This is a genomic window from Prosthecodimorpha staleyi, assembly GCF_018729455.1.
In the GTDB taxonomy this organism is placed as follows: Bacteria; Pseudomonadota; Alphaproteobacteria; order Rhizobiales; family Ancalomicrobiaceae; genus Prosthecodimorpha; species Prosthecodimorpha staleyi.
Window position 1 is genome coordinate 340,781 of record NZ_JAHHZF010000004.1, and the last position, 24,987, is coordinate 365,767.

At 68.6% G+C, this 24,987-nt stretch carries 24 protein-coding genes; 21 read left to right on the forward strand and 3 right to left on the reverse strand.

The annotated features are described in order from the left end of the window. Positions 1–155: 155 nt before the first annotated feature. A complete protein-coding gene (locus KL771_RS09990) occupies positions 156–2,324 on the reverse strand; it encodes a TonB-dependent hemoglobin/transferrin/lactoferrin family receptor (protein WP_261968387.1) in 2,169 nt (722 codons plus the stop codon). Positions 2,325–2,655: 331 nt separating this feature from the next. On the opposite strand from KL771_RS09990, the gene hemP reads away from it, so the two are divergent. From hemP to KL771_RS10010, 4 genes are read left to right on the forward strand one after another with little or no spacing between them, the layout of a single operon-like run. Continuing rightward, positions 2,656–2,802 carry a hemin uptake protein HemP gene (hemP, locus tag KL771_RS09995; RefSeq protein WP_261968388.1) on the forward strand — a complete coding sequence of 49 codons (147 nt, stop codon included), beginning with the start codon at positions 2,656–2,658 and terminating at the stop codon, positions 2,800–2,802. Further along, on the forward strand, positions 2,799–3,671 hold the full coding sequence (locus KL771_RS10000) for a heme/hemin ABC transporter substrate-binding protein (RefSeq protein WP_261968389.1): 873 nt from the start codon (positions 2,799–2,801) through the stop codon (positions 3,669–3,671). The genes hemP and KL771_RS10000 overlap by 4 nt, the downstream gene beginning before the upstream one ends. Then, positions 3,668–4,741, forward strand: coding sequence for a FecCD family ABC transporter permease (locus KL771_RS10005; protein WP_261968390.1), 1,074 nt, complete (start codon positions 3,668–3,670; stop codon positions 4,739–4,741). Before KL771_RS10000 ends, KL771_RS10005 begins: the two co-directional genes overlap by 4 nt. Further along, the gene (locus KL771_RS10010) at positions 4,738–5,571 is read left to right on the forward strand and encodes an ATP-binding cassette domain-containing protein (RefSeq protein ID WP_261968391.1); all 834 of its coding nucleotides are present in this window, start codon (positions 4,738–4,740) and stop codon (positions 5,569–5,571) included. Before KL771_RS10005 ends, KL771_RS10010 begins: the two co-directional genes overlap by 4 nt. 43 nt (positions 5,572–5,614) lie before the next feature. On the opposite strand, the gene KL771_RS10015 is transcribed toward KL771_RS10010, so the two are convergent. Beyond that, positions 5,615–6,445, reverse strand: a complete 831-nt coding sequence (locus KL771_RS10015; protein WP_261968392.1) for an IclR family transcriptional regulator — start codon at positions 6,443–6,445, stop codon at positions 5,615–5,617. Between the two features lie 163 nt (positions 6,446–6,608). Here KL771_RS10015 and KL771_RS10020 point away from each other — a divergent pair, with 163 nt between their 5' ends. From KL771_RS10020 to KL771_RS10060, 9 genes are all read left to right on the forward strand, one after another. Next, positions 6,609–7,292, forward strand: a complete 684-nt coding sequence (locus KL771_RS10020; protein ID WP_261968550.1) for an SDR family NAD(P)-dependent oxidoreductase — start codon at positions 6,609–6,611, stop codon at positions 7,290–7,292. Beyond that, on the forward strand, positions 7,289–7,618 hold the full coding sequence (locus KL771_RS10025; protein ID WP_390866575.1) for a (2Fe-2S)-binding protein: 330 nt from the start codon (positions 7,289–7,291) through the stop codon (positions 7,616–7,618). The genes KL771_RS10020 and KL771_RS10025 overlap by 4 nt, the downstream gene beginning before the upstream one ends. Further along, positions 7,615–8,988: an FAD/NAD(P)-dependent oxidoreductase gene (locus KL771_RS10030; RefSeq protein ID WP_261968393.1), complete on the forward strand. Its 1,374-nt coding sequence runs from the start codon at positions 7,615–7,617 to the stop codon at positions 8,986–8,988. Before KL771_RS10025 ends, KL771_RS10030 begins: the two co-directional genes overlap by 4 nt. Continuing rightward, positions 8,985–10,145, forward strand: coding sequence for an NAD(P)/FAD-dependent oxidoreductase (locus KL771_RS10035; protein WP_261968394.1), 1,161 nt, complete (start codon positions 8,985–8,987; stop codon positions 10,143–10,145). The genes KL771_RS10030 and KL771_RS10035 overlap by 4 nt, the downstream gene beginning before the upstream one ends. A gap of 79 nt (positions 10,146–10,224) precedes the next feature. Next, positions 10,225–11,769: an ABC transporter substrate-binding protein gene (locus KL771_RS10040; RefSeq protein WP_261968395.1), complete on the forward strand. Its 1,545-nt coding sequence runs from the start codon at positions 10,225–10,227 to the stop codon at positions 11,767–11,769. Positions 11,770–11,867: 98 nt separating this feature from the next. Continuing rightward, a complete protein-coding gene (locus KL771_RS10045) occupies positions 11,868–12,809 on the forward strand; it encodes an ABC transporter permease (protein ID WP_261968396.1) in 942 nt (313 codons plus the stop codon). Further along, on the forward strand, positions 12,806–13,669 hold the full coding sequence (locus KL771_RS10050; RefSeq protein WP_261968397.1) for an ABC transporter permease: 864 nt from the start codon (positions 12,806–12,808) through the stop codon (positions 13,667–13,669). The genes KL771_RS10045 and KL771_RS10050 overlap by 4 nt, the downstream gene beginning before the upstream one ends. Continuing rightward, positions 13,666–14,676: an ABC transporter ATP-binding protein gene (locus tag KL771_RS10055; RefSeq protein ID WP_261968398.1), complete on the forward strand. Its 1,011-nt coding sequence runs from the start codon at positions 13,666–13,668 to the stop codon at positions 14,674–14,676. Before KL771_RS10050 ends, KL771_RS10055 begins: the two co-directional genes overlap by 4 nt. Next, positions 14,673–15,644 carry an ABC transporter ATP-binding protein gene (locus KL771_RS10060; protein ID WP_261968399.1) on the forward strand — a complete coding sequence of 324 codons (972 nt, stop codon included), beginning with the start codon at positions 14,673–14,675 and terminating at the stop codon, positions 15,642–15,644. The genes KL771_RS10055 and KL771_RS10060 overlap by 4 nt, the downstream gene beginning before the upstream one ends. A 100-nt stretch (positions 15,645–15,744) precedes the next feature. Here the strand turns inward: KL771_RS10060 and KL771_RS10065 are convergent, their stop codons facing one another. Continuing rightward, positions 15,745–16,617 (reverse strand): DMT family transporter, encoded by an 873-nt coding sequence (locus KL771_RS10065; protein WP_261968400.1) that lies wholly within the window; start codon positions 16,615–16,617, stop codon positions 15,745–15,747. A gap of 298 nt (positions 16,618–16,915) precedes the next feature. Between KL771_RS10065 and KL771_RS10070 the strand changes: the two genes are divergently transcribed. The 8 genes from KL771_RS10070 (at position 16,916) to KL771_RS10105 (ending at position 24,957) form a co-directional block, all read left to right on the forward strand. Beyond that, positions 16,916–17,890 (forward strand): NAD(P)H-dependent flavin oxidoreductase, encoded by a 975-nt coding sequence (locus KL771_RS10070; RefSeq protein ID WP_261968401.1) that lies wholly within the window; start codon positions 16,916–16,918, stop codon positions 17,888–17,890. 158 nt (positions 17,891–18,048) lie between these two features. After that, positions 18,049–19,077: an ABC transporter substrate-binding protein gene (locus KL771_RS10075; protein WP_261968402.1), complete on the forward strand. Its 1,029-nt coding sequence runs from the start codon at positions 18,049–18,051 to the stop codon at positions 19,075–19,077. 151 nt (positions 19,078–19,228) lie between these two features. Next, positions 19,229–20,326 carry an ABC transporter ATP-binding protein gene (locus tag KL771_RS10080; protein WP_261968403.1) on the forward strand — a complete coding sequence of 366 codons (1,098 nt, stop codon included), beginning with the start codon at positions 19,229–19,231 and terminating at the stop codon, positions 20,324–20,326. 3 nt (positions 20,327–20,329) lie between these two features. Further along, a complete protein-coding gene (locus tag KL771_RS10085) occupies positions 20,330–21,238 on the forward strand; it encodes an ABC transporter permease (RefSeq protein ID WP_261968404.1) in 909 nt (302 codons plus the stop codon). 11 nt (positions 21,239–21,249) lie between these two features. Further along, positions 21,250–22,056 carry an ABC transporter permease gene (locus KL771_RS10090; RefSeq protein ID WP_261968405.1) on the forward strand — a complete coding sequence of 269 codons (807 nt, stop codon included), beginning with the start codon at positions 21,250–21,252 and terminating at the stop codon, positions 22,054–22,056. A 1-nt stretch (position 22,057) separates the two neighbouring features. Next, positions 22,058–22,879, forward strand: a complete 822-nt coding sequence (locus KL771_RS10095) for an enoyl-CoA hydratase-related protein (RefSeq protein ID WP_261968406.1) — start codon at positions 22,058–22,060, stop codon at positions 22,877–22,879. A 118-nt stretch (positions 22,880–22,997) separates the two neighbouring features. Further along, on the forward strand, positions 22,998–23,786 hold the full coding sequence (locus tag KL771_RS10100) for an enoyl-CoA hydratase/isomerase family protein (protein WP_261968407.1): 789 nt from the start codon (positions 22,998–23,000) through the stop codon (positions 23,784–23,786). Between the two features lie 10 nt (positions 23,787–23,796). Continuing rightward, on the forward strand, positions 23,797–24,957 hold the full coding sequence (locus KL771_RS10105) for an acyl-CoA dehydrogenase family protein (RefSeq protein ID WP_261968408.1): 1,161 nt from the start codon (positions 23,797–23,799) through the stop codon (positions 24,955–24,957). Positions 24,958–24,987 lie beyond the last annotated feature (30 nt).

Sequence of the window (24,987 nt, forward strand, 5' to 3'; positions counted from 1 at the left end):
CCCGGGCCGGGGCGGGGGCCGGGCGGCCGGCGGCGAGACGACGAGCCGCACGACCGGGGGCACGCCCGCATCGGCCGCGCCGGGTCGATCGAGACCGGGCACGGGGCGATGCGGCGGGAGCTCGGCCATTCTTCGGCGCGTCGCGCTCATGACCGTCAGAACCGGACGGTCGCGTTGACAGCGAAGGTACGGCCGGGCGAGCGATAGAGTTCCAGCTGGGTGTTGGTCGCGAGCAGGCCGGCCACATCGCGGGCGTTGAAGTAGCTGCGGTCGAAGATGTTCATGACGCCGAAATTGAGCGAGAAGTTCTTGTTCGGCTCCCAGCTGGCGAAGGCGTCGACGACCGAGTAGCCGCCCGGCTTGAACACCGTCGGGTCGCTGACGCGGTCCTTGCCGGCGACGCCCTTGATGCGCGCCTCCAGCCGCCAGCTCTCGTCCGGGCTCCAGCGCAGGGCTGCGACGGCCGTCAGCGGATCGACCGAGTCGATGCCCTTGTGGGTCTCCTCGTTGGTGCCGTAGGCATAGGCGACGGCGCCGAACAGCGACCAGTCCTTGCGGACCTTCCACTCGCCGCGCGCTTCGGCACCCTTGATCGTGACGCGGTTGACGTTGCGGTATTGATACTGGATCAGCCCGCCCGAGCTGGTGCCGACGATCTCGGTATCGATGAAGTCGCGGTAGAGATTGTAGAACCCGGTCAGCTGGAAGCTCGAGCCGTCGTCGAGCTTTCCGCGCAGGCCGGCCTCGAAGCCGTCGCTGGTCTCCGGCTTCAGGTTCCCGTTGGGCAGGATCTCGTAGCCGTAGAGCGGGTTCGAATAGGCGAAGTTGGCATTGTCGTAGGGCGGCGCCCGGAAGCCATGCGCATACTGGGCGACGAGCCGGAGCTGGTCGTTCAGGTCATAGGTCGCGCCGAGCTTCGGCGAGATGGCGAACTCGGTCTGCTCCTTGACCTTGAACCCGGCGGCATTGCCGGCGGCGAAGGCCTGATCGGGCTGCGGGTCGAGATGGTAGACGTCGAACCGAACGGCCGGGATCAGCCGGAAGGCGCCGTAGCGGGCGACATCCTGCACATAGGCGGCCGCCTTGGTGGTGCGGGTATCCGGGAACTGCTTGTTCGGATAGGTCTCGCCGGCGATCACGTTGGTGGTCGTGCCGGTGGTGAGATTGGTCTCGGTGCGCTTGCGCAACCGCGAGGTCTCGGTCGAGGTGAAGCTCGCCCCGTAGGTCAGGTCGTGGTCGAAGCCCCAGAACGTGCGGCTGAGCGAGGCCTGCGCGTCGGCGCCGACGATATCCTGATGGAAGGCGCCGCTGGTCCAGCGGTAGCGGTTCGGCGAGGTGGCGCCGCTGACGCCGCGATACTGCTTGCTGATCTCGGTCCGGTCGACACCAGTATAGAAGACATTGGCCTTGACGTCGTCGGCGAACCACTGGTCGATCGTCTTCGACCATTCGAGGCTGACGCGCTTGCGGTCGGTCGTGTCGATGCCGTCGCTGTCGAAGACCGAGGTCGTCCCGATAACACGATCGGTCAGGATTTCCGTCGTCGTACGCTTGTGGAAGCTCTCGAAGGTCAGCTTGGCGATGCCGGTGTCCGGCGTGCCGAAGACGAACTTGGCGAGCACGTTATCGAGCGTCTGGTCCTGCGGATTGGGCTTCATCGAGCCGTTCGGGCGCAATTCCTCGCCGACCCGGCGGGTATAGATCACCATGCCCTCGACCGGCCCGGAACGCCCGGCGACGGTGGTGGTGCCGGCGATCGAGTGATCGGCGGAATCGTAGGCGGCCTTGAAGCCGATATACCAATCCTTCTCGAAGATGCGCAGGAAGTCCGACGGATCCTTGGTGACGAAGGAAACCACGCCGCCGATCGCATCGCTGCCGTAGAGCGCGGAGGCCGGCCCGCGCACGATCTCGACCGACTTCAGTGAGTCGAAATCGACATAGTCGCGCGTATAGGTGCCGGGCCCGATCAGGATCGACGGGGCATCGGGGATTTCGACGCCGTCGATCTGCAGGCGAACACGATTCTCGCCGATGCCGCGGATGACATAGTTGGTCGTGCCGGTCCGGGTCGGCTGGTTGCCGACCGCAACGCCGGGCTCGTCGAAGACCAGATCCTGCGGCCGCTTGATCTGCTTGGCGTCGATGTCGCCGGACTTCTTCACGGAGACCGTCGAAGGCGTGTCCCAGAGTTTGGTCGGCTCGCGTTCCGCCGAGACGGTGATCTCGTCGAACCCATTATAATTGTTTGAGGATTCCGCCTGAGCGTCGGCGGACGCAGCCAGACCCGAGATTGCGGTGCCCGCCAGCAAGGCGAGCCGCAACGGTGTTACGGCACGTCGGAAGGATCGAAACATCATACCAGCCCCATCGGATGTCGGCTGGCTGGAAGCATCCCGCTTCTGGCTGGCGTCGTTGAGTGTTCGAACGGGCAATTCACCCGCCTGCTTGACAATGCGATAACGAGACCGAATAAATCCGTCAAGCCTCTCTGTAGATGCACTGAATTATACGAATTCCAAACTACAAGAACTGAACAATGACTCGACGTTCTGTAGTTTTGAATTCCTCAAAATCGAAATTCACGCCGACGACAAGGACTCGACTGTGCCAGTACAAGAGCCCCCTGCCCGGCAGCCGTCATCGACAGCCTCCGTGCCCCGCCCGGAGGCCGACCGCGGCCTGCCGACCTTCGATTCCCGCGAACTGGTCGGTATCGGCCGCGAAGCCGTGATCCTGCACGAGGGCCAGGCCTATCGCCTGCGCATCACCAGCAACCGCAAACTGATCCTGACCAAATGACCCGCTCCCTGCGCCTCGCGATCGCCCTGGTTACCCTTCTCGCCGGTGCGATGCCGGATCCGGCCGCCGCGGTCGACCTCGCCGACACGCCAATCGTTTCGGTCGGAGGGGCCGTGACCGAGATCATCGCCAGTCTCGGTGCAGCCGAGCGCATCCGCGCGGTCGACACCACCAGCACATATCCGGCGGCCGCGGTCGCCGGCAAACCCAATGTCGGCTACATGCGGCAGCTGTCCGCCGAGGGCATCCTGGCGCTCGGGCCGGTGCGGGTGATCGCGGTCGAAGGCGCCGGACCGCCCGACGTGCTGAAACTGCTCGCCGAGGCCGGCGTGAAGATCGACCGGGTCGCCGACGAACCGAGCCCGGCCGGCCTGCTGGCGAAGGTGCGGTCGATCTCGGCTTTGGTCGGGCGCAAGACCGAGGGCGAGGCGCTGACGGCCGAGATCGAGGCGGGCTTTGCGGCCCTGGCGCGGGAACGCGCGATGCGAACCGCCCATCCGCGGGTGCTGTTCGTCATCGCGCTACAGAACGGACGGCCGATGGCGGCCGGCGCGAAGTCTGCGGCCGCCGCCATGATGCTGCTCGCCGGTGCCGACAACGCCGTCTCGGGTTTCGACGGCTACAAGCCGCTCTCCGACGAGGCGATCGTCGCAGCCGCGCCGGACGCGGTCGTCTTCATGGACCGCCCCGGCCTGACCGCCGCCGACCTGCTCGCCCTGCCGGCCATCGCGGCGACGCCGGCCGGTCGCAGAAACGCGGTCTTCGGCATGGACGGGCTCTACCTGCTCGGCTTCGGTCCGCGCACCCCGGCCGCCGCCCGCGACCTGATGGCGGCGCTCGACCGGCATCTTGCCGGGGCGTCGAAGTGAGCGCGGCGGGGACTGTCGCCGTCGCCGACCTGACCCGGGCGCGCCGCCGGACCGGCCGGATCGCGCTGATCGGACTCGGCCTGCTCGCGGCCGCCGCCCTGGTGCTGTCGCTCGGCACCGGGCCGCTCGCCATCGCGCCGGACCGCGTCGTCGCCATCCTGGCCGAAGCCGCCACCGGGCGGGTCGTCCCGGGAACCGATTCCGCCGTGGTGCTGGCGGTCCGGCTGCCGCGGACGCTCGCCGCACTTCTGGCCGGCGGCGCCCTCGGCGTCGCGGGTGCCCTGATGCAGGGACTTTTCCGCAATCCGCTGGCCGATCCGGGGCTGGTCGGCGTCTCGGCCGGCGCCGGACTCGCCGCGGCCCTGGTCATCGTACTCGGTGACCGCCTGGTCGGCGCATCAGCATTACCGGCCATGGCGCTGCCCTTCGGCGCCTTCCTGGGCGGGCTCGCGACCACCGCCCTCCTCTACGCGGTCGCTACGCGCGAGGGGCGGACTTCGGTGACCATCCTCCTGCTGGCCGGTATCGCGGTCTCGGCGCTGGCCGGCGCCGGAACGGGAATCCTGGTCTATCTGAGCGACGATCGGCAATTGCGCGACCTGACCTTCTGGTCGCTCGGCTCCTTCGGCGGCACCACCTGGTCCAAACTCGCCGCGACCGGCCCGCTGCTGGCCCTGGCGCTACTCGGCGCCCTGACACTGGCCCGCGCGCTCGACGCGCTCGTGCTCGGCGAGGCCGAGGCGCAGCATCTCGGCATCCCGGTCGAGCGGATGAAGGCCGCAGCTGTCGTGCTGACGGCACTGGCGGTCGGGGCCGCCGTCGCCACCGCCGGAGTGATCGGTTTCGTCGGCATCGTGGTGCCGCATCTGGTCCGCCTGATCGTCGGCCCGGCCCATGGCCGCGTTCTGCCCGCCTCCGCTTTGCTCGGCGCGGCTTTACTGGCCGGGGCGGACACGATCGCGCGCATCATCGTGGCACCGGCCGAACTGCCGATCGGCATCGTCACCGCCCTGATCGGTGCGCCGGTCTTCCTGCATCTGCTGATCGGCCGCGGGACCCGGCTCGCATGACGCCCATTCTGGACATGAACGGCATCACGGTCACGATCGGCGGCCGCAATCTCATCGAGGATGTCTCGCTCACCTGCATGGCGGGCACGCTGACCGGCGTCGTAGGCGCCAACGGGGCCGGCAAGTCGACCCTGATGGCGGTCGCCGCCGGTACGCTCAAGCCGCGCCGCGGGTCGGTCGCGATCGACGGCCGCCCACTCGGACAGTGGCGGCTGGCGGCGCTCGCCGACAAGCGGGCCGTATTGATCCAGAGCGATGCGCTCGCCTTTCCGTTCGCGGTGCACGAGGTGGTGCAACTCGGCATGGACGGGCGCGGCCGCGGCCTGACCGAACGCCGGCGGCTCGCCATCCTGGAACGCGCCCTCAGCGTCGCCGATGCCATCCATCTGGCCGCGCGGCTCTATCCGACCCTGTCCGGCGGCGAGCGCCAGCGCGTCCGCCTCGCCCGCATTCTCGCCCAGCTCGAAGCCGGCCGCACCGTCCACGACCGGCAGCTACTGATCCTCGACGAGCCGCTGGCCGGGCTCGACCTGAAGCATCAGGTCGCCGCGATGGCGGCCGCGCGCGCCTTCGCGGACGAGGGGCATGCGGTCCTGGCCGTGGTCCACGACCTCTGGGCGGCCGGGCATTATTCCGACTGCGTTCTGGCCCTTCAGAACGGCCGGGCGGCCGAATTCGGCTCGCCAGAGACGGTTCTGGCGCCCGAGCGGGTGCGCACGCTGTTCGACCTACCGCCCGGGACGGCGGTCGAGGCCTATCTGACGGCGGCGCGCGATGCGGCCGGCCGGCGGCCTCCACAAGCCGGTTCGGAACGCAACCCCGCCGACTGAAGTCCTGCCGGTGGCCGGAGCGACGCCGCGCGCGTCGATCCGGTCAGCCTGGTGCCCTGACCCCGCCCAGGAACCGGGCCGGGTGGCGCAAGGCGGGATCGAACGGCGAAAGGCGGCGACCGATCGCCTCGGCTTCGCGGTTGAGCAGTTCGACCACCTTGGCACGCCGTTCCGCCGTCAACCGCTCGGTCAGTGTACCGACCGACAGGGCGGCGACGACCCGCCGTGTGGTATCGAAGATCGGCACGGCAACGCCGATCATGCCGGTCAGCAGTCCGTAGTCGGTCGCCGCATGACCGCTGGCCAGGACCTTCTCGATCTCGGTGCGCAGGAAGGCTTCATCGATCGGACCGCGATCGATCAGGCGTGGCAGGTTGAATCGGATCACCTCCTCACGCTCGTCCGGCGGCAGATAGGCCAGAATGACCAGCGAGCCCTGGCCCATGCCGAGGGGGATGCGCCCGCCGATATCTCCGGTGAAACTGCGGATCGGGAAAGGACCGTCGGCGCGGTCGAGGCAGACGACGTTCAGGCCGGACCGCACCAGCAGGAAGATCGTGTCGTTGAGCGTCGCCGAGAGCCTGAGCAATGCGGGCCGGCAGATGTCGCGCAGATTGTCGGCGGTCTCCGCCCGCGCGGCGATCGAAAAGAAATCGAGCCCGACGCGGTAGCGCCGGTCGGCCGTGCGTTCGACGAAGCCCTCCGCGGTCAGGTCGCGGGCCAGCCGGTGAGCGGTCGCTTCGGTCTCTCCGGCCAGACGGGCGAGATCGGACAGCCGCATCCCGTCCGGCGGCGCACCGGCCAGAACGCGCAGCAGGCGCAGCCCGCGCTGCAGGCTGGTCGGGCCTTTCGGCTCCTCGGCGGTTTTCTGCATTCGGAACAGACCTAGGCACGTTGCGCGAGAAATTCCGTATATCGGAATTTTTCAAAAGTTTCTTCCGCATGTCGAGAGCCGGCGTTGACTCGCCGTCGTCACGATGCCGTCATCAGGGCGATCGGATCGGGCGGTGGGCATGGACGGCGGACGCAAGGTGGCAATGATATCGGGGGCTTCGCGCGGGATCGGCGCGGAGATCGCGGCCGCGCTCGCCGAGGCCGGATATGCGCTTTCGCTCGGTGTCAGACGGCCGGAAGCCGTGCGCGACCGCTTCGGTGCGGACGGCCCCGATCTCCTGGTCCACCCCTACGAGGCGACCGATCCGGCGGCGGCCCCGGCCTGGGTGGCGGCGACGCTAGACCGCTTCGGCCGCATCGACGTGCTCGTCAACAATGCCGGCATCGCCACCTTCGTTGGCCTGGAGGACGGCGATCCGGACGAACTCGACCGGCTCTTCGCCGTCGACGTCAAGGCGCCCTTCCTGCTGATCCGGGCCGCCCTACCGGCGTTGAAGGCCTCGGGCGCCGGCCGCGTGGTCAATGTCGCTTCGCTCTCGGGCAAGCGCGTGATGGGGCTCAATGCTGGCTACCAGATGGCCAAGCATGCGGTCGTGGCGCTGACACATGCGGTGCGCCGGCTCGGCTGGGAGCACGGCATCCGCGCCACGGCGCTGTGCCCCGGCTATGTGGCGACCGACCTGACCGCAGCGGTCTCCGATCCGCCGCCGGAAGCCATGACCGACCCGAAGGATCTCGCCCGGCTGGTCGTCACCGTGGTCGGACTGCCCAACACCGCCGCCGTCGCCGAACTTCTCGTCAACTGCCGCTACGAGCACATGCTGTGACCGCCGTCCCGCCCGCCCAGCCCGCCACCGCCGACGCCGCGCCGCTGTTCCGCCGCCTGCATCCGCGCGCCGGCGCGACGGTCGCCTTCACGATCGACGGCCGGCCGGCTGCCGCTCAGGTGGGCGACCTGCTCCTGTCTGCGATCCTGCTCAACGGCGGCGCGCTGCGCCGGTTCGAGTTCGGCGAGAGCCATCGCGCCGGCTTCTGCCTGATGGGCGCCTGCCAGGATTGCTGGGTCGACCTCGCCGACGGGCGGCGCCTGCGCGCCTGCACGACGCCGGTCGAGCCCGGCATGGCGGTCGTGATCGACGGAGCCCGGCCATGACGGCACCGGCCGCTCCCCGCGTCGTGGTGATCGGAGCCGGCCCAGCCGGACTCCGGGCGGTCGAGGTGCTGGCGCGGGCCGGCTTGCGTCCCGTACTGGTCGACGAGGCGCCTCGGCCGGGCGGCCAGATCTACCGCCAGCCGCCGGTCGGTGCCGAGCGTCCGGCGGAGGCGCTCTACGGACTGGAGGCCGGCAAGGCGCGCGCCCTGCACGCGCTGCCGGCCGAACTCGGCGCCGCGATCGACTACCGCCCCGGCACGCTCGCCTGGGCGATCGAGGACAACGGCATCGACCTGCTCGGCCCCAAGGGCTTCGAGCGGCTCGACTTCGACCGCCTGATCCTGGCGACCGGCGCGATGGACCGTATCCTGCCCTTTCCGGGCTGGACCCTGCCGGGCGTGTTCACGCTGGGCGCCGCCCAGATCGCCTTGAAGGCGCAGGGCATGGCGATCGGCGCCCGGGTGGCGCTGGTCGGCGCCGGACCGCTGCTGCCGCTGATCGTGCATCAATACCGCAAGGCCGGCGCGACCGTCGTTGCCGCGCTCGACGTGACGCCCTTCACCGCCAAGGTCGCGGCGCTGCCGGGCCTGCTGGCCGAGCCCGTGACGCTCGCCAAGGGGCTCTGGTACACCGCCCGCAATGCGGTGGCCGGGCTTGCGATCCGATCCGGGGTCGACGCGATCGCCGCGCAGGGGCGCGATCGCGTCGAGGCGCTGGTTTGGCGCGACGCGAAAGGCCGCGAGCATCGCGTCGCCTGCGATGCCGTCGGGGCCTCGTTCGGGTTGCGCAGCGAGGCGCAACTCGCCGATCTCGCCAAGCTCGATTTCGTCTTCGAGCCGGTCACCCGGCAGTGGATCCCCGACCGGGACGCGGCCGGGCGGTCGAGCCGGCCGGATGTCTATCTGGCCGGCGACGGCGCCGGCATCGGCGGCGCCGATGCGGCCGAACTGCAGGGCGCCCGCGCCGCGCTGGCGCTGCTCGAGGATGTCGGGCGTCCGATCGATGCCGCGCGCGTCGCGGCGCTGGACGCACGGCTCGCCCGACAGGCGCGCTTCCGCGCGGCGCTGGAGCGGGCCTATCCGTTCCCGGCGCATCTGGTCGACGTCATCGGCGACGACGAGATCCTCTGTCGCTGCGAGGGCATCACGGCCGGTACCGTGCGCGCCGCTGCACGCGACCGCGACGCCGGCGAAATGAACCGGCTCAAGGCTCTGACCCGGCTCGGCATGGGACGTTGCCAGGGGCGGGTCTGCGGGCAGGCCGCCGCCGAGGTGCTGGCCCGCGCGCTCGATCGCGATGTCGCCGCGGTCGGCCGGCTGCGCGGCAATCCGCCGGTCAAGCCGATTCCGATCCGGGAGGCGCTGACATGAGCGAGCGGCTCGATTGCGACGTGACCGTCGTCGGCGGCGGCATCGCCGGCCTGGCGGCCGCGGTTGCCCTGCGCCAAAGCGGCCTGAGCGTGACGGTGCTGGAAAAGCGCCTCTGCGGCGCCGGAGCGAGCGGCGTCAATTTCGGCGGCGTGCGCCAGCAGGGCCGCGAACTGGTCGAACTGCCGCTCGCCGCACGGTCGCGCAGGCTGTGGGACGGGCTCAATGCCTTTCTCGGCGAGGATGTCGAGTTCGAGGCGACCGGGCACATCAAGCTGGCGCGGTCCGAGGCCGACCTCGCCGAACTCGAGCGCTATGCGAAGAATGCCGCCGAGTGGGGGCTGGAACTGACCATGCTCGGGCCGAATGCGGTGCGCGACGCACTGCCCTGGCTCGGCGAGAAGGTGGTCGGCGCCTCGCTCTCGCCGACCGACGGTCAGGCCAATCCGCGCGTCGTCGGCCCCGCCTATGCGCGTCTCGCCCGCCGGCTCGGCGTCGACATCCGCGAGATGACCGCGGTCGTCGCTGCGGCCCGATCCGGGACGGACCGCTTCACGGTGGAAGCAGCCGGGCTGACGGTCACCAGCCGGCATCTCATCAACACCGCAGGCGCCGGCGGCGGGCTTCTGGCCGCCGCCTTCGGCGAGGCTGCGCCGGTGACGCCGCTCAATCCCAACATGCTGGTCACCGAGCCGTTGCCCTATTTCGTCGAGCGCTCGATCGGCGTGGTCGGCGGCGATGTCTATGTTCGGCAGATCCGACGCGGCAATGTCATCTTCGGCGGCGGCTCCGGATGGCATGATGCCGAAAAGGGTCTCGCACGCCCCGTGACGGAACAGTCGATCGGTGGGATGCTGCGCACGCTGCAGCTGGTCCCCGGTCTGACCCATGCCCAGGTGATCCGCAGCTGGAGCGGCGTCGACGGCCAGATGCCGGACCACATCCCGGTGATCGGGCCGTCCTCGACGACGCCGGGGCTGGTCCATGCCTTCGGCTTTTCCGGCCACGGCTTCCAGCTGGGGCCGGTGGTCGGACTGATCCTCTCGGAGCTGGTCCTGTCGGGCCGCACCGAAAGCCCAATCGCGCCCTTCCGCATCGAGCGCTTCGCCGGATGGGACGGCGCGGCGCCGGCGAGTGGGCCGGTGCATACGGAACACTGATATCTGCCGGGGCGGCATCCAGCCGGGCCGGAAGACCGAGAACGACGGCCGATCACGGTCGCGAGACAGGAGAGCACCGATGAAGCGACATATCCTTGCCGCCACTGCCGCCGCATTCCTCATGGGCGTGGCGTTGCCGGCTTCGGCCGAATCCGTCCTGACCGTCGGCATGGCCGCTGCCGATATCGGCCAGCTCGATCCGCACCGCGCCACCACCACTCAGGACAAGCCGGTCGTCTCCTGGATGTTCAACGGTCTGGTGCGCTTCAAGCCGGGCTCGTCGAGCCTTGAGGAACTCGAGCCCGACCTGGCCGAAAGCTGGGACAAGAGCGCCGACGGCCTGACCTGGACCTTCAAGCTGCGCAAGGGCGTCAAGTTCCACGGCGATTGGGGCGAGATGACCTCGGAAGACGTGGTCTATTCGCTGAAGCGCGCCGCCGACACCAAGACCTCGTCCTTCGCCTCCGACTATGCCGCTGTGGCCGCCATCGAGGCGGTCGATCCCCTCACGGTGAAGATCGTCCTGAAGCAGCCGATCCCGGCGCTGCTCGGCATCGTCGCCAACTATCACGGCGGCAATATCGTCTCCAAGAAGGCCGCCGAAGCGATCGGCCCGGATTTCAAGACCAAGCCGGTCGGTACGGGTCCCTTCGCGCTGGTCGAATACAAATCCAACGAGAGCCTGACCTTCGTCGCCAACAAGGCCTATTTCCGCGGCGCGCCGAAGATCGACAAGATCGTCTACCGCTTCATCCCGGCGGACGCCTCGCGCGATCTCGCCTTCACGTCCGGTGAGCTCGACGTGGTCTACGGCCGGCAGGATCAGCGCTGGGTCGAGCGCTTCAAGAAGGAGACGAATGTCGTCGTCGAAGTGGTGCAGCCGTCCGAGCTGTCGCTGTTCCACCTGAACCGCACCATGAAGCCGCTTGACGATATCCGCGTCCGCCAGGCGATCGCCTATGCGGTCGACAGCAAGCAGATGGTCGCCTTCAAGGGTGCGGCGACGGCCCTGCCGCCGGTCTCGGTCATCCCGACCGGCTATCTCGGCACCGACGAAAAGGCCAAGCTCTATCCGTTCGATCCGGCCAAGGCCAAGGCCCTGCTGGCGGAGGCCGGCCATCCGAACGGCGTCGCCATCAAGGTCCTGCAGACCAGCCTGCCCACCATGCTGAACTCCATGCAGATCCTGCAGGCCCAGCTCAAGACCGTCGGCATCGACCTGCAGATGGAAGTGGTCGACCACCAGTCCTGGCACGCCCAGATCCGCAAGGATCTGTCCGGCGCCAACTACTATTCGGCCGCCCGCTTCCCCGTCGCGGACGTCTATCTGAAGCAGTTCTTCCATTCCTCCGCGACCGTGCTCAAGCCGACCGCAGTGACCAACTTCTCGCATTGCGACGTGGCCGACAAGGAGATCGATGCGGCCTCCGTGGCGGTCGATCCGGTCAAGCAGAAGGAACTCTGGTACGCCGCGCAGAAGAAGATCATCGAGGATGTCTGCGCCGTGCCGCTGTTCGAGCAGCTGCAGGTCTGGGCCCGCCACACCAACGTGGATTACGGCTACCAGTTCAAGGGCGCGATCCATCTCGGCCCGGTGATCACCGAAGCCACCACCAAGAAGTGATCCGGATCGGCCGGGCGGCGGCACCGTCGCCGCCCGACCGCCACCGTCCGCGACGGCGGCCGGTGAACAATCCTCGGAGAATCACTTAGGGTGGGGCGATGCTGCGTTTCGTGATCAAACGGCTGATCCTGGCGATCCCGACCCTTTGGGCGGTGTTGACCACCGTCTTCGTCCTTGTCCGGGTGGTGCCCGGCGATCCGACCATCGCCATCCTGGGCGACCAGGCCTCCGAGGCCGCGCGCGCGGAACTGCGCGACAAGCTCGGCCTGTCCAAGCCGATCCTGGCGCAATATGTCGACTTCATGAGCCAGATCCTGACCGGCGATCTCGGCCGGTCGCTGTCGACCAACCGGCCGATCGCCGACGACGTGCTGGCGGTGCTGCCCTACACGATCGAGCTGACGCTGGCCGCGCTGGTGGTCGGCACCGTGCTGGGCGTGCCGCTCGGCGTCCTGGCGGCGCAGAACCGCAACGGCTTCGCCGACTGGTTCGCCCGCATCTTCTCGCTTGCCGGTGTCTCCTTCCCGGCCTTCGTCTCCGGCATCCTGCTGCTGCTGGTCTTCGCGGTCGAACTGCGCTGGTTTCCGGTCATCTCGACCGCCAACGCGGCCGATCCGGTCGAGCGCCTGCGCGCCCTGGTCCTGCCGGCGCTCAATCTCGGCCTGCTGATGGTCGCCTATGTCACCCGCGTGACCCGGTCCGGCATGCTCAAGGCGCTCGGCGAGGACTATGTCCGCACCGCCCGCGCCAAGGGCCTGCCCTACCGGACGGTGGTCTGGCGCCATGCTTTCCGCAACGTGCTGGTGCCGATCGTCACCGTGGTCGGGCTCTATCTCGGCGTGCTGATCGGCAATGCCGTGCTGACCGAGATCGTGTTCAACCGACCCGGCATCGGCAAGCTGATCGTGACCGCCCTCAACCAGCGCGACTATTCGCTGCTGCAGGGGCTGATGGTCGTCTCGGCCTTCGCGATCGTGCTCGCCAACATCCTGACCGACCTGACCTATGGCCTCGTGGACCCGCGGGTGAAGACGCAATGAGCTCGCCAGCCCCGACCGCCGCCGCGCCACGCTCCTCGGCCTTCGCCCGCGCGACCCGCTCCGGCGGTCTCGCCCTCGGCGTGCTGATCGTGGTCGCCTCGATCGCGGCCGCCGTCGCCGCGCCCTGGATCGCGCCCTTCGATCCGAACGCACAGGACGTGCTGCTCGTCCTGTCGCCGCCTGACGGGCTGCATCCGCTCGGCACCGACGCCTTCGGCCGCGACGTGCTCTCGCGCATCCTGTGGGGCGCGCGCATCTCGCTCTATGTCGGCTTCGTCGCGACGCTCGCCGGCGTGGTGATCGGCACGGTGATCGGCGTCGTGTCGGGCTACTACGGCGGGGTCGTCGACCGGCTGGTGGTGGCGGCGACCGACGTGCTCCTGTCCTTCCCGCAGCTGATCATGGGTCTCCTGCTGGTCGCCGTGCTCGGCGCCACGCTGACCAACCTGATCATCGCGATCGCGGTCACGGCGGTGCCGGCCTTCATCCGCATGGCGCGCGGCTCGACCCTGGCGATGCGCGAGCGCGACTTCGTCGATGCCTGCCGGGCGCTCGGCTATTCGGACATGCGCATCATGTTCCTGCATGTGCTGCCGAACATTCTCGACGAACTGGTCGTGATGGCCTCGCTCTGGCTGGCCACCGCCATCCGCACCGAATCGACTCTGGCCTTCATCGGCCTGTCGGTGCCGCCGCCGACCTCGACCTGGGGCGGCATCGTGCGCGAGGGCTTTGACAACCTGCTCGATGCGCCCTGGATGTCGATCTTCCCGAGCCTGGCCATCCTGGCCGTGATGATCGGGCTCAATCTGATCGGCGACGGCCTGCGCGATGCCACCGACCCGAGGTCGCCGCAATGACCGCTGCCCTGCGCGACGATTTCGTCCCCGACGCCGAACCGCCCTCGCTGGTGGTCGAGGAGCTGACCACCCAGATCCGCGTCGGCCGCACCTGGTACGATGCCGTACGCGGCATCTCCTTCGCGGTCCGGCCGCGCGAGACGCTCGCCCTGGTCGGCGAAAGCGGCTGCGGCAAGAGCCTGACCGCCCTTTCGGTCATGGGCCTGTTGCCGGCCGGCGTCGGCCGGGTCGCCGGCGGGCGCATTGTCGTCGACGGGGTCGACATGACCGCCGCCGACGAGCCGACGCGCGAAAGCATGCGCGGCGACCGGATCGGCATGATCTTTCAGGAGCCGATGACCTCGCTGAACCCGGTCCTGCCGATCGGCTTCCAGGTCGCCGAATCGCTGATCCGCCATCGCGGCCTGTCCAAAAAGGCGGCGCTGAACCGCGCACGCGAACTGCTCGAACTGGTCCGCGTACCGGCCGCGGCCGAGCGCCTGGACGCCTATCCGCACCAGTTCTCCGGCGGCATGCGCCAGCGCGTGATGATTGCGCTCGCGCTCGCCTGCGATCCGAAGGTGCTGATCGCCGACGAACCGACCACCGCGCTCGACGTGACCATCCAGGCGCAGGTGCTGGCGCTGATGGCCGACGTGCAGAAGCGCGAGGGTCTGGCACTGCTGCTCATCACCCACAATCTCGGCGTGGTCGCCTCGGTCGCCGACCGGGTCATGGTCATGTATGGCGGCGATGTGGTCGAGAGCGGCCCGGTGCGAGCCTTCTTCGCCCGGCCCTCGCATCCCTATTCGGAGGCGCTGCTCGCCGCCATGCCGCGCATCGACGGCGACACGCCGCTGCAGCCGATCGCCGGGCAGGTGCCGACGCTGACGCAGATGCCGACCGGCTGCCGCTTCGCGACCCGCTGCGCGCTGCGCCACGACCGCTGCGCCGAACTGCCGCCGCTGACCCCGGTCGGCGACGATCCCAATCATCTGGTCCGCTGCTGGGCGAGGATGTCGCCATGACCGCCACGCCCCTGCTCGACGTGCGCGACCTGCGCAAGATCTACAAGACCCGGCGCGGCTGGCCGATCCCAAAGACCGCGCTGGTGCGTGCGCTCGACGGGGTCTCTTTCGAGGTGGGCCGTGGCGAGGCGCTCGGCGTGGTCGGCGAAAGCGGCTGCGGCAAGTCGACCGTCGCCCGCGTCGCGCTGCGGCTGCAGGAGGCCGACGGCGGCGCGGTCCGCTTCGACGGCACCGACGTGCTCGCCGCCGGCAAGTCCGATCTCCGCGCCCTGCGCCGGCGCATGCAGATGGTGTTCCAGGACCCGGCCTCCTCGCTCGACGGGCGGCAGCGGATCATCGACGCCCTCGGCGAGCCCCTGCGTGTCCATGGCATCGCCAGCGGCGCCGCGGTCAAGCCCGCGGTGGTCCGGCTGCTCGACGAGGTCGGCCTGCCGCCGAGCGCCGTCGACCGCTATCCGCACGAATTCTCGGGCGGCCAGCGCCAGCGCATCGGCATCGCCCGCGCCCTGGCGCTCGGCCCGGACCTGATCTTCGCCGACGAGCCGGTGTCGGCGCTCGACGTGTCGGTCCAGGCGCAGATCCTGAAACTGCTCGAGACGCTCCGGCGCGAACGCAACCTCGCCTTCGTGTTCATCTCGCACGACCTCGGCGTGGTCCGCTATTTCTGCCAGCGCGTCGTGGTCATGTATCTCGGCCGCGTCGTCGAGACCGGCCCGGTGCCGGACATCTTCGTCGACCCGCTGCATCCCTATACCCGGCTCCTGAAACTCTCTTCGCCGGAACCGGATCCTGCCCGCGCCGTGGCCATGGCCTTCCAGGAAGGCGAGCCGCCGTCGCCGGTAGACCCGCCGCCGGGCTGCCATTTCCACCCGCGCTGCCCGATCGCCGTCGATCGCTGCCGGAGCGAGAAGCCGGACCTGCGCGAGGTGCGGCCCGGCCGCCGGGTGGCCTGTCACCTGGCCGGATAGGCGCGCGGTTGGGACCGCGCCGGGGCGGGAACGGCCGGCCACCGGCATGGATCGACGGGTCCCGGTCCCGGGCGCACCGTGCCGTTGGCGCGATCCGCCGTCAGCCGGTCCGCTCGGCCTTGGATCGCGAGATAAGGTGGAACAGGCTGCTGCTCGCCACCACGCCGGCGCCGACGAGCGTCCAGAAGCTCGGCATCGCACCCCAGACGATCCAGGTAATCGCCGTCGACCAGATCAGACCCGAATAGGCGAAAGGCGCCAGGTCCGACGCTTGCGCCGAGCGATAGGCGAGGGTTGCAAAGCCGATCCCGAAGCTGGACGAGAGCGCGGCACCGACGAACAGGGCGATGTCCCCGGGCTGCACCGCCACCCCATGACCGATCGCCAGCGGTGCGATGAAGACCGCCGAGAAGGCCGCACCGTAGAAGCTGATGGTCCAGATCGTATCGTCGGGCTTGAGCCAGCGGGCCGACAACGAAATCGACGCATAGAGGAAGGCACAGGCCAGGATCAGGAGCGAGGCCGGCTGAAAGGCGGCGGAGCCTGGGCGCATCGCGATCATCACGCCGGTGAAGCCGACCAGAACGGCGATCCATTTCGGCCAACCGACCGCCTCCCGGAAGACGGTCGCGGATGCCACCGTGATGATGAAGGGCGAGGCGAACAGGATGACGGTCGCCTCGGCGACGCTCAGATACTTCAGTCCGTGAATGTAGAGATAGGCGGCCAGCAGATTGATGGCCCCGCGCAGGGCATAGAGCGGCGCATGCGCCGACCAGCGGATCCGATCCCGGCCGATCGCGAATGCCATGAACGCGAGCAGCGGCATCGCCAGGATGCTGCGCACGAGGATGATCACCGGCACCTCGTAACGGTCGATCAGGAACTTGGTCATCGTGTCGTTGAGCGTGAAGCACAGCGAGCCGAAGCACATCATGGCGATGGCGCGGATCACCCCGGGTGAGGCGGTCATCGGGCCGCGTCCGGCGGCGGACAGGGCGTCCGGGGATCGGCGAAGCCGGGCTCGGAAGACGGGCGGCAGTGCGGGCGCGGGCACGGGTTCGGGCATGCCGGCCCGGGACGCGATGTCGGATCGAGATGGCGCAAGGACGCACCCTAAAGCGGGGATTCGCAGAATGTTGGACGCTCGTCCAACGTTTTGGAATGCTATCTTTATATAAGTTGGACGGCCAGCATATTTTCTGTTTACAGGACCGGCATCCCGGCACTAACCTCTTTCCATAGGCGGATCGGACGAGGCCGAGGACGGCATGAAGACGCGGGTCACCGAACTCCTGGGCATCCGATACCCGATCATCCAGGGCGGCATGCAGTGGGTCGGCCGCGCCGAACTCGCCGCCGCCGTCTCCAATGCCGGCGGCCTCGGCATCCTGACCGCGCTGACGCAGCCCGATCCGGAGGCGCTGCGGGCAGAGATCGCCCGCTGCCGGCAGATGACCGACGCACCTTTCGGCGTGAACCTGACCATCCTGCCGTCGACCCAGCCGCCACCCTACGAGGCCTATCTGGATGCCGCGCTGGACTCCGGCGTCCGCATCATCGAGACGGCGGGACGCAGCCCGAAGGAATTCATCGCCAAGGCCAAGGCGGCCGGCGCGGTCATCGTCCACAAATGCACGGCGGTCCGGCATGCCCTGTCGGCGGAACGGGCCGGCGTCGACGCGATCTCGATCGACGGCTTCGAGGCGGCCGGCCATCCCGGCGAGGACGATGTCGGCGGCCTCGTGCTGTTCCCGGCCGCCGCCCGGGCCGTCAAGGTGCCGCTGATCGCCTCCGGCGGCATCGGCACCGGCCGGGGCATGGCGGCGGCGATGATGCTCGGTGCCGAGGGGGTCAACATGGGTACCCGCTTCTGCGCCACGCGCGAAGCCCCGATCCACGACGCCATCAAGCGCGCCCTGCTCGATGCGTCCGAATGCGACACAAAGCTGATCTTCCGGACGCTGCGCAACACCGGCCGGGTGTTGAAGAACAGGATCTCGCAGGAGGTGGTCGCACTCGAGACCCGGCCTGGCGGATGCACCTTCGCCGATCTCCAGCCGCTCGTCGCCGGCGCTCGCGGACGCGGCGCGCTTCAGTCGGGCGAGGTCGACGAGGGTCTGGTCTGGGCCAGCCAGGTCGTCGGCCTGGTCGAAGACATCCCGACCTGTGCCGAACTGATCGACCGGATGGTGCGCGAGTGCCGGGAGGCGATGCTGAACGGGCTCAGGGCCTTCGCGGCCTGATCCCGGCGGTCTCGACCGACGGCGGCCCGATCCGGCAACCCGGCCGGCGCGATCCGGCCGCACGACGACCGACCGGGGTTCCGGTCCAAGAAAACCGGGTGTCAATCCGGGTCAAGCAACGGATCCACACAAGTGGGTCCAGAAAACGGGAGGAAACCATGGAACTTCGCTTGATTCTGGCGGCCTCGGCCTTTGCGCTGACGGTGCCGGCCATGGCCCAGGAGACGGTCAGCTACGCATCCTATGGCGGCGCCTATCAGGAGGGCGTCCGCAAGGCGATCCTCGACCGCCTGCCGGCCGAGAAGGGCATGAAGGTCGTCGACTACGTATTGGCCGGCGGCATTCGCGACATCCGCACCAAGGTCAAGGCCAAGGCGGTCGACATCGACGTGGCCGAGCTCTACGGCGGCCTGTGTGACCAGGCGGCCAAGGAAGAGCTGATCGTCCCGCTCGACTATTCGAAGATCCCCAATGCGTCCGGCGTTCCGGAGCATCTGCGCAACAAGAACTGGGTCGGCTTCACCGCCTATACCACCGTCCTGGCCTACAACAAGGACGTCTACGGCAAGAATCCCCCGAAGAACTGGGCCGATTTCTTCGATGTCGCGAAATTCCCGGGAACCCGGGCGATCGGCGGCACCTATCCGTCGACCAATCTGGAGATCGCCCTTTTGGCCGACGGCGTGCCGAAGGAGAAGATCTATCCGGTCGACATCGAGCGCGCGATCAAGAAGTGGACCCAGTTCAAGCCGAACATCACCATCCGCTGGGCGACCGGCGCGCAGGCGACGCAGCTCGCCACCGCCCGCGAGGTCGACATGCTGACCATCTGGGCGGCCCGCATCGACGCCGCGATCAAGGAAGGCGCGCCCTACGCCTATACGCTCAACGACGCGGTGATGGACGTCGAGTGCCTGGTGGTGCCGCGCAACTCGCCCAATCCCGAAGGCGCGATGCGGCTGATCAACCATCTGCTCGATCCGAAATACCAGGCCCGTCTGCCCGACTACATTCCCTACGGGCCGATGAACCAGGATGCCTTCAAGCTCGGACTGATCTCGCCTGAGAAGGCCGCCAAGGTGGTGACCAGCACCGAGAACATCGCCAAGCAGCTGATCACCGACATGCCCTACTGGGCTGCGCACATCATCGAGGCGCAGACCAAGTGGGATGCGGCGATGCAGTAGCGCCATCCCGTAGCCTCCCGGCGCCCGCGGGCGCCGGGCCGGATTTCGCGATCGCCCTCCCCGCCGGCGGGGAGGGCCTGGCCGATCATGTGCGCGGAGGGGTCCGCGCCGGCCGGTCCTGTCCTGCACGGGTTCCATTCGGGATATGGCGATGAACCAACCTGCGACGCCGGCCCTGCCGGTGCGAATCCAACAGCTGTCGAAGCATTTCGGGTCCCTGCGCGCCGTCGAGGATGTCTCCTTCGACATCCGGGCGGGAGAATTCCTCACGCTTCTGGGTCCGTCCGGATCCGGTAAAACGACGCTCTTGATGATGATCGCCGGGTTCAGCCGTCCGACCCGGGGCTCGATCCGCATCGCCGATCAGGAGATCGTCCACCTGCCGCCGCACAAGCGCAATATCGGCATGGTGTTCCAGAACTATGCCCTGTTTCCGCACATGTCGGTCGGCGAGAACATCGCCTATCCGCTCCGGCTCAGGAAGCGCGGACGCGCCGAGATCGAGGAGCGCGTGCGCCATGTGCTCGATCTGGTCCAACTCGGCGGCTACCAGGACCGCAAGGTCAGCCAGCTCTCCGGCGGCCAGCGCCAGCGCATCGCGCTCGCCCGCGCCATCGTGTTCGAACCGCGCATCCTCCTGATGGACGAGCCGCTGTCCGCGCTCGACAAGCAGTTGCGCGAGACCATGCAGATCGAGATCCGCAAGCTGCACGACCGCCTCGGCATGACCACCATCTCGGTGACGCACGACCAGCGCGAGGCGCTGACCATGTCGGACCGGATCGCGGTGTTCTCGCATGGCCGGCTCGCCCAGATCGCCTCGCCGACGGATCTCTACGAGAAGCCGGCCAACCGCTTCATTGCGGCCTTCATCGGCGAATCCGCCTTCCTGCCGCTGACGGCAACCGACCACGGCCTCGCCTATGCGGGACGACCGATCGAGACCGCCGACGGGCCGCGGCCGGCCGCCGGCAAGGCGCTCCTGATGCTGCGCCCGGAGCGGCTGAAGATCGCCGAAGCCGACCCGGCGGGTCTGCCGGAGGGCGGCAACGCCTTTCCGGGCCAGGTCGTCACGGTGGTGTTCCAGGGCGACAGCCTGCTCTTTGAGGTCCGTCTCGACGGCGGCGACACCGTCTTTGCCCGCCTGCCCAACCGGGCCGAGGACCTCCGGCGGCTGCCGCAGGCCGGCGCGCGGGTGACGCTCAGCCTCGACCGCGCCGATGCGCGCATCGTGCAGGCGGAGGACTAGGCCATGCAGCCGGCGTCCGCCCTCGCCCCGGTTACCGAAGCCGACCTCGCCGCCAACCAGCGCGCGCTCGACCGCGCGGCGCGCGCCGAGGACCGGCTGATGTTCCGGCTCACCGTGCCGGCGCTCGCGATCGTGGCGATCCTGATGGTCGTGCCGATCGGCTGGCTCCTGTCGATGTCCTTCATCGGCGCCGACGGCGGGCTCGGCTTCGAGAATTACGCGCTGTTCTTCTCGGAGCCGGCCTATGTCCAGATGTTCGTCAACACCTTCGCGATCGCCTTCGCGGTCACGGCGCTGTGCCTGATCCTCGGCTATCCGGTCGCCTACGTGCTGGCGATCCTGCCGCCGCGCTGGTCCGGCCTCCTGATGCTCGCCGTGCTGGTGCCGTTCTGGACGTCCGGGCTGGTGCGCACCTTCTCGTGGCTGATCATCCTGCAGCGCAACGGGCTGGTGAACAAGGCGCTGGTCGCCACCGGGCTGATCGAACGGCCGATCCCGCTGGTGCACAACATGACTGGCACGATCATCGGCATGGTCCACATCATGGTGCCGTTCCTGATCCTGCCGCTCTACGCCTCGATGAAGGCGATCGACGGCAACCTGATGCGCGCCGCCGCCAGCGTCGGCTCGACGCCGACCCATGCCTTCTTGCGCGTCTTCCTGCCGCTCTCGATGCCCGGCCTGGTCGCCGGCACCATCATGGTCTTCGTGATGTGCCTCGGCTTCTACATCACCCCGGCGCTGCTCGGCGGCGGCAAGGTCAAGATGATCGCCCAGCGCATCGAGGAATCGATCTCGCTCTATCCGACCTGGGGACCCGCGGCGGCGCTCGCCGTGCTGCTCCTGGTCGTCACCGCTATCTGCCTCGCCGCCAGCATGCTGCTGGTGCGGCGGCTCAGCACCGACCGTTGAGGGGGACGACGATGGAATCCCACGTTTCCCATCGCAACCGGCTCTGGCTCTACATCTTCGTCGGCCTGGTCGTCTTCTATCTGGTCGCCCCGGCGCTGATCGTCGTGCCGGTCTCGTTCAGTTCCACGACCTCGCTGGCCTTCCCGCCGGCCGGCTGGTCGACGCGCTGGTATGAGGCCTTCTTCGGCCAGGAGAAGTGGATCGGATCGCTCTGGGTGTCGCTGCGCGTCGCCTTCGGCACCATGATCCTCGCCACCGTCACCGGCATCGCCGCATCCTACGCGCTGCACATGTCGGGTTTCCGGCTGCGCACCGCCATCCGGGCGACGCTGGTCTCGCCGCTGGCGGTGCCGGCGATCCTGATCGCGGTCGGCATCTTCTTCGTCTTCGCCCGCCTCGGCGGCCTGCTCAACACCATCCATGGCCTGATCCTCGGCCATGCGGTCGTCGCCATGCCGTTCGTCATCCTGACCATGAGCGCCGGCTTCGAGAGCTTCGACATGAGCCAGGAGATGGTCGCCCGCAGCCTGGGGGCGAGCCGGTTCAAGGCCTTCATGACCGTCACCCTGCCGCAGCTCAAATTCTCGGTGGCGACCGCGATGCTGCTCGCCTTCCTGGTCTCCTTCGACGAACTGATCATCTCGCTGATGGTCTCCTCGGGGCCGGTCTCGACACTGTCGCGGGTGACCTTCGCGACGCTGCGCGACGATGTCGATCCGACGCTCGCGGCGGTCTCGACGCTGATGCTGGTGATGACCTCGGTGCCGCCGCTGATCCTGCACATCGTCACGACCCGCTCCAAGCGCGAGGACGCCTGACATGCTGGCGGATCTCAACCGGGCGCTGGCCGGCTTCGTCGAACTGCACCGCGACGGCCCCATCCTCGAAATCCGGATGGTCAAGACGCCCGTCAACGCGATCTGCCGGCGCTTCAGCCGGGGCCTGGAGCAGGCGGCGCTTTACCTCCAGAACGAGCCGGAACTGCGTGTCGGGCTCTTGACCAGCGGCTGCGAGAAGGCGTTCTCGGCCGGGCTCGACTTCCGGCAATCGACCGCGCCGGCCGGGGCGCCGCGCGAGCCGGGCGCGCAGGAGGGCGGCTTCGGCGGCATCACCACGCTGTGGTCGCTGAAGAAGCCGCTGATTGCGGTCATCGCGGCACCTGCGATCGGCGGCGGGCTCGAACTGGCGCTCGCCTGCGACATCATCCTGATGGCCGACGAGGCCTATCTGCGCCTGCCCGAACTGGAGCGGGGGCTCATCCCCGACGGCGGCGGATTGCAGCGACTGCCGCGGCGGATTCCGTACCATGTCGCGACCGCCATGATCTGGACCGGCGAACCGATGTCGGCGGCGGATGCGCTGCGCTGGGGTCTCGCCTACCGGACCGCGCCGCGCGACCGGATCGACGCCGTAGCCCGGGAGGTCGCCCGGCGGGTGGCCCGCGGCGCTCCGCTGGCGCAGCAGGCGCTGAAGGAAGCCCTGCGCGCCGTCGACGGCCTGCCGGATCGCCAGGCGATGGCCATGCGCGGCCTGCCGGGGGCCGACCTGACCGTTTTCGAACGCATGCTGAAGTCGGACGACATGATCGAGGGTCAGCGCGCCTTCCTGGAAAGGCGCGCGCCGCGATGGACGGGACAGTGAGCCGGCACGGCCGGCTAGGGACGGGAAACTGAGCCGGCAGGCCGGCGATCGAGGCGCCCCGCAGAGGGCGGCCGCCGCCCCGCAAAGGGCGGCAGCGGGAAATTTCCGGGAGGCAGGGATGTACAGGTTTCTTGAGACGGAACGTCACGGCGCGGTCGGGCTGATCGCGCTCAACCGGCCGGAGGCGCGCAATGCGCTCGGCATGGGCATCACCATCGAATTGCGCCGGGCCCTGCGCGAGGCGGCCGCCGATCGGACCATGCGGGCGCTCGTTCTGACCGGGCGCGGCGGGGCCTTCTCGGCCGGCGCGGATGTCAAGGAATGGGCCGACAAGAGCAAGGGCGACAATCCCTGGCCGGACATGAACTGGGTCGAGGAATCGCTGCGGCTGGTCCAGCAGGTCCACGACATGCCGAAGCCGACCATCGCGATGATCGACGGCGCGGCCGTCGGGGCCGGGCTCGACATGGCGCTCGCCTGCGACTTCCGCTACGCGTCCGAGCGCTCCAAGTTCATCTGCTCCTACACCAATGTCGGCTACAACCCCGACTGCGGCGGCACATGGCTGATGCCGCGCGTCATGGGCCTGGAGGCAGCCAAGCGCTTCGCCTTCACGGGCGACCTCTGGACGGCGGCCGTCGCCCTGGAGAACCGCCTGGTCAGCCATGTCAGCCCGACCGACCGGCTCTTTGACGACACGCTCGCCTTCGCCCAGAGGCTCGCCGCCGGGCCGACGGTGGCCATCGCCCAGGCGAAGAAGCTCCTCAACAGCGCGCACAGCCGCAGTCTGTCCGACCAGCAGCTCGAGGAGGTCGCCGCGGGCAAGATCTGCGCCCAGACCCAGGACCATGCCGAAGGGCTGGCGGCCGCCAACGAGCGCCGCGCCCCCCGGTTCGTCGGCGCGTGAGGAGACGGACATGGATTTCGCATTGGATTTCGAGCAGCAGGCGCTGGTGAACTCGCTGGAGGAATTCTGCCGGCGGGAGCTCTACCCGCACGAGGCGGTGGTCGAGGAGCTCCGCTACGTCCCCGACGAGATCCGGCAGGAGATCCGCCGCAAGTCGAAGGAGGCCGGCTTCGACGGCATGAACCTGCCGGAACAGTGGGGCGGCCCGGGCCTCGACAAGCAGACCAAGATGCAGGCCGAACGGGTCATGGGCAAACCGTCCACAGCGCTCGGCCAGTGCATGAATCGCGGCGTCACCGGCATCCTGTTCAAGTGCCGGGACGAGCAGATCGAGGAGTATCTGCTGCCGTCGATCCGAGGCGAGCGCAAGAACGCCTTCGCGCTGACCGAACCGGGCGCCGGATCGGATGCGCGCGCGATCGTCACCCGGGCCGAACGTCAGGGCGGCGAATGGGTGATCAACGGCGTCAAGCAGTTCATCTCGGCGGCCGACATCGCGGATTTCATCATCCTGATCGCCGTCTCCGGCACCGATCAGACGCCGAAGGGGCCGCGCAAGCGCTTTACGGCCTTCCTGGTCGACAAGACCTCGCCGGGCCTGCGCGTCGAGCCGATGAAGTCGATCGTCACCCACGGCTACAACCCGACCATGGTCTATTTCGACAATGTGCGCGTGCCCGACAGCAAGATTCTCGGCGGCGAGGGCGAGGGCTTCAACACCGCCAACGAGTGGCTGTATGACGGGCGCGTCGCCCTATCGGCGCATTGCGTCGGGCGGGCCGAACGCATCTTCGAGATGACCAAGGAATGGGCCGGCACCCGCAAGGCTTTCGGGCGGACGATCGGCGAGTTCCAGGGCATCGGCTTCAAGATCGCCAACATGGCGATCGACATCAAGCTGGGCGACCTCATGGTCAAGGAGGCCGCCTGGAAGATGGAAAACGACCAGATGAACCGGACCGAGGCGTCGATGGTCAACTACTACTGTTCCGAGATGGTCTTCCGGGTCGCCGACAACGCGGTCCAGATCTTCGGCGGCATGGGGATGATGGAGGATTTCCCGATCCAGCGCTTCTGGCGCGATGCGCGCATCGAGCGGATCTGGGAGGGAACATCCGAAATCCACCAGGACGTCATCGCCAAGGACCTGCTGCGGCCCTATCGGAACTGACGACCGCAGAACCATCGGCCGGCGGCCGGA

Bases quoted from the DNA above. Each gene is read 5' to 3' on its own strand.
- KL771_RS10000 (WP_261968389.1), top strand. From the start codon at position 2,799: ATGACCCGCTCCCTGCGCCTCGCGATCGCCCTGGTTACCCTTCTCGCC.
- KL771_RS10010 (WP_261968391.1), top strand. From the start codon at position 4,738: ATGACGCCCATTCTGGACATGAACGGCATCACGGTCACGATCGGCGGC.
- KL771_RS10015 (WP_261968392.1), bottom strand. From the start codon at position 6,445: ATGCAGAAAACCGCCGAGGAGCCGAAAGGCCCGACCAGCCTGCAGCGC.
- KL771_RS10020 (WP_261968550.1), top strand. From the start codon at position 6,609: ATGATATCGGGGGCTTCGCGCGGGATCGGCGCGGAGATCGCGGCCGCG.
- KL771_RS10030 (WP_261968393.1), top strand. From the start codon at position 7,615: ATGACGGCACCGGCCGCTCCCCGCGTCGTGGTGATCGGAGCCGGCCCA.
- KL771_RS10035 (WP_261968394.1), top strand. From the start codon at position 8,985: ATGAGCGAGCGGCTCGATTGCGACGTGACCGTCGTCGGCGGCGGCATC.
- KL771_RS10040 (WP_261968395.1), top strand. From the start codon at position 10,225: ATGAAGCGACATATCCTTGCCGCCACTGCCGCCGCATTCCTCATGGGC.
- KL771_RS10045 (WP_261968396.1), top strand. From the start codon at position 11,868: ATGCTGCGTTTCGTGATCAAACGGCTGATCCTGGCGATCCCGACCCTT.
- KL771_RS10050 (WP_261968397.1), top strand. From the start codon at position 12,806: ATGAGCTCGCCAGCCCCGACCGCCGCCGCGCCACGCTCCTCGGCCTTC.
- KL771_RS10055 (WP_261968398.1), top strand. From the start codon at position 13,666: ATGACCGCTGCCCTGCGCGACGATTTCGTCCCCGACGCCGAACCGCCC.
- KL771_RS10060 (WP_261968399.1), top strand. From the start codon at position 14,673: ATGACCGCCACGCCCCTGCTCGACGTGCGCGACCTGCGCAAGATCTAC.
- KL771_RS10065 (WP_261968400.1), bottom strand. From the start codon at position 16,617: ATGACCGCCTCACCCGGGGTGATCCGCGCCATCGCCATGATGTGCTTC.
- KL771_RS10070 (WP_261968401.1), top strand. From the start codon at position 16,916: ATGAAGACGCGGGTCACCGAACTCCTGGGCATCCGATACCCGATCATC.
- KL771_RS10075 (WP_261968402.1), top strand. From the start codon at position 18,049: ATGGAACTTCGCTTGATTCTGGCGGCCTCGGCCTTTGCGCTGACGGTG.
- KL771_RS10080 (WP_261968403.1), top strand. From the start codon at position 19,229: ATGAACCAACCTGCGACGCCGGCCCTGCCGGTGCGAATCCAACAGCTG.
- KL771_RS10085 (WP_261968404.1), top strand. From the start codon at position 20,330: ATGCAGCCGGCGTCCGCCCTCGCCCCGGTTACCGAAGCCGACCTCGCC.
- KL771_RS10090 (WP_261968405.1), top strand. From the start codon at position 21,250: ATGGAATCCCACGTTTCCCATCGCAACCGGCTCTGGCTCTACATCTTC.
- KL771_RS10095 (WP_261968406.1), top strand. From the start codon at position 22,058: ATGCTGGCGGATCTCAACCGGGCGCTGGCCGGCTTCGTCGAACTGCAC.
- KL771_RS10100 (WP_261968407.1), top strand. From the start codon at position 22,998: ATGTACAGGTTTCTTGAGACGGAACGTCACGGCGCGGTCGGGCTGATC.
- KL771_RS10105 (WP_261968408.1), top strand. From the start codon at position 23,797: ATGGATTTCGCATTGGATTTCGAGCAGCAGGCGCTGGTGAACTCGCTG.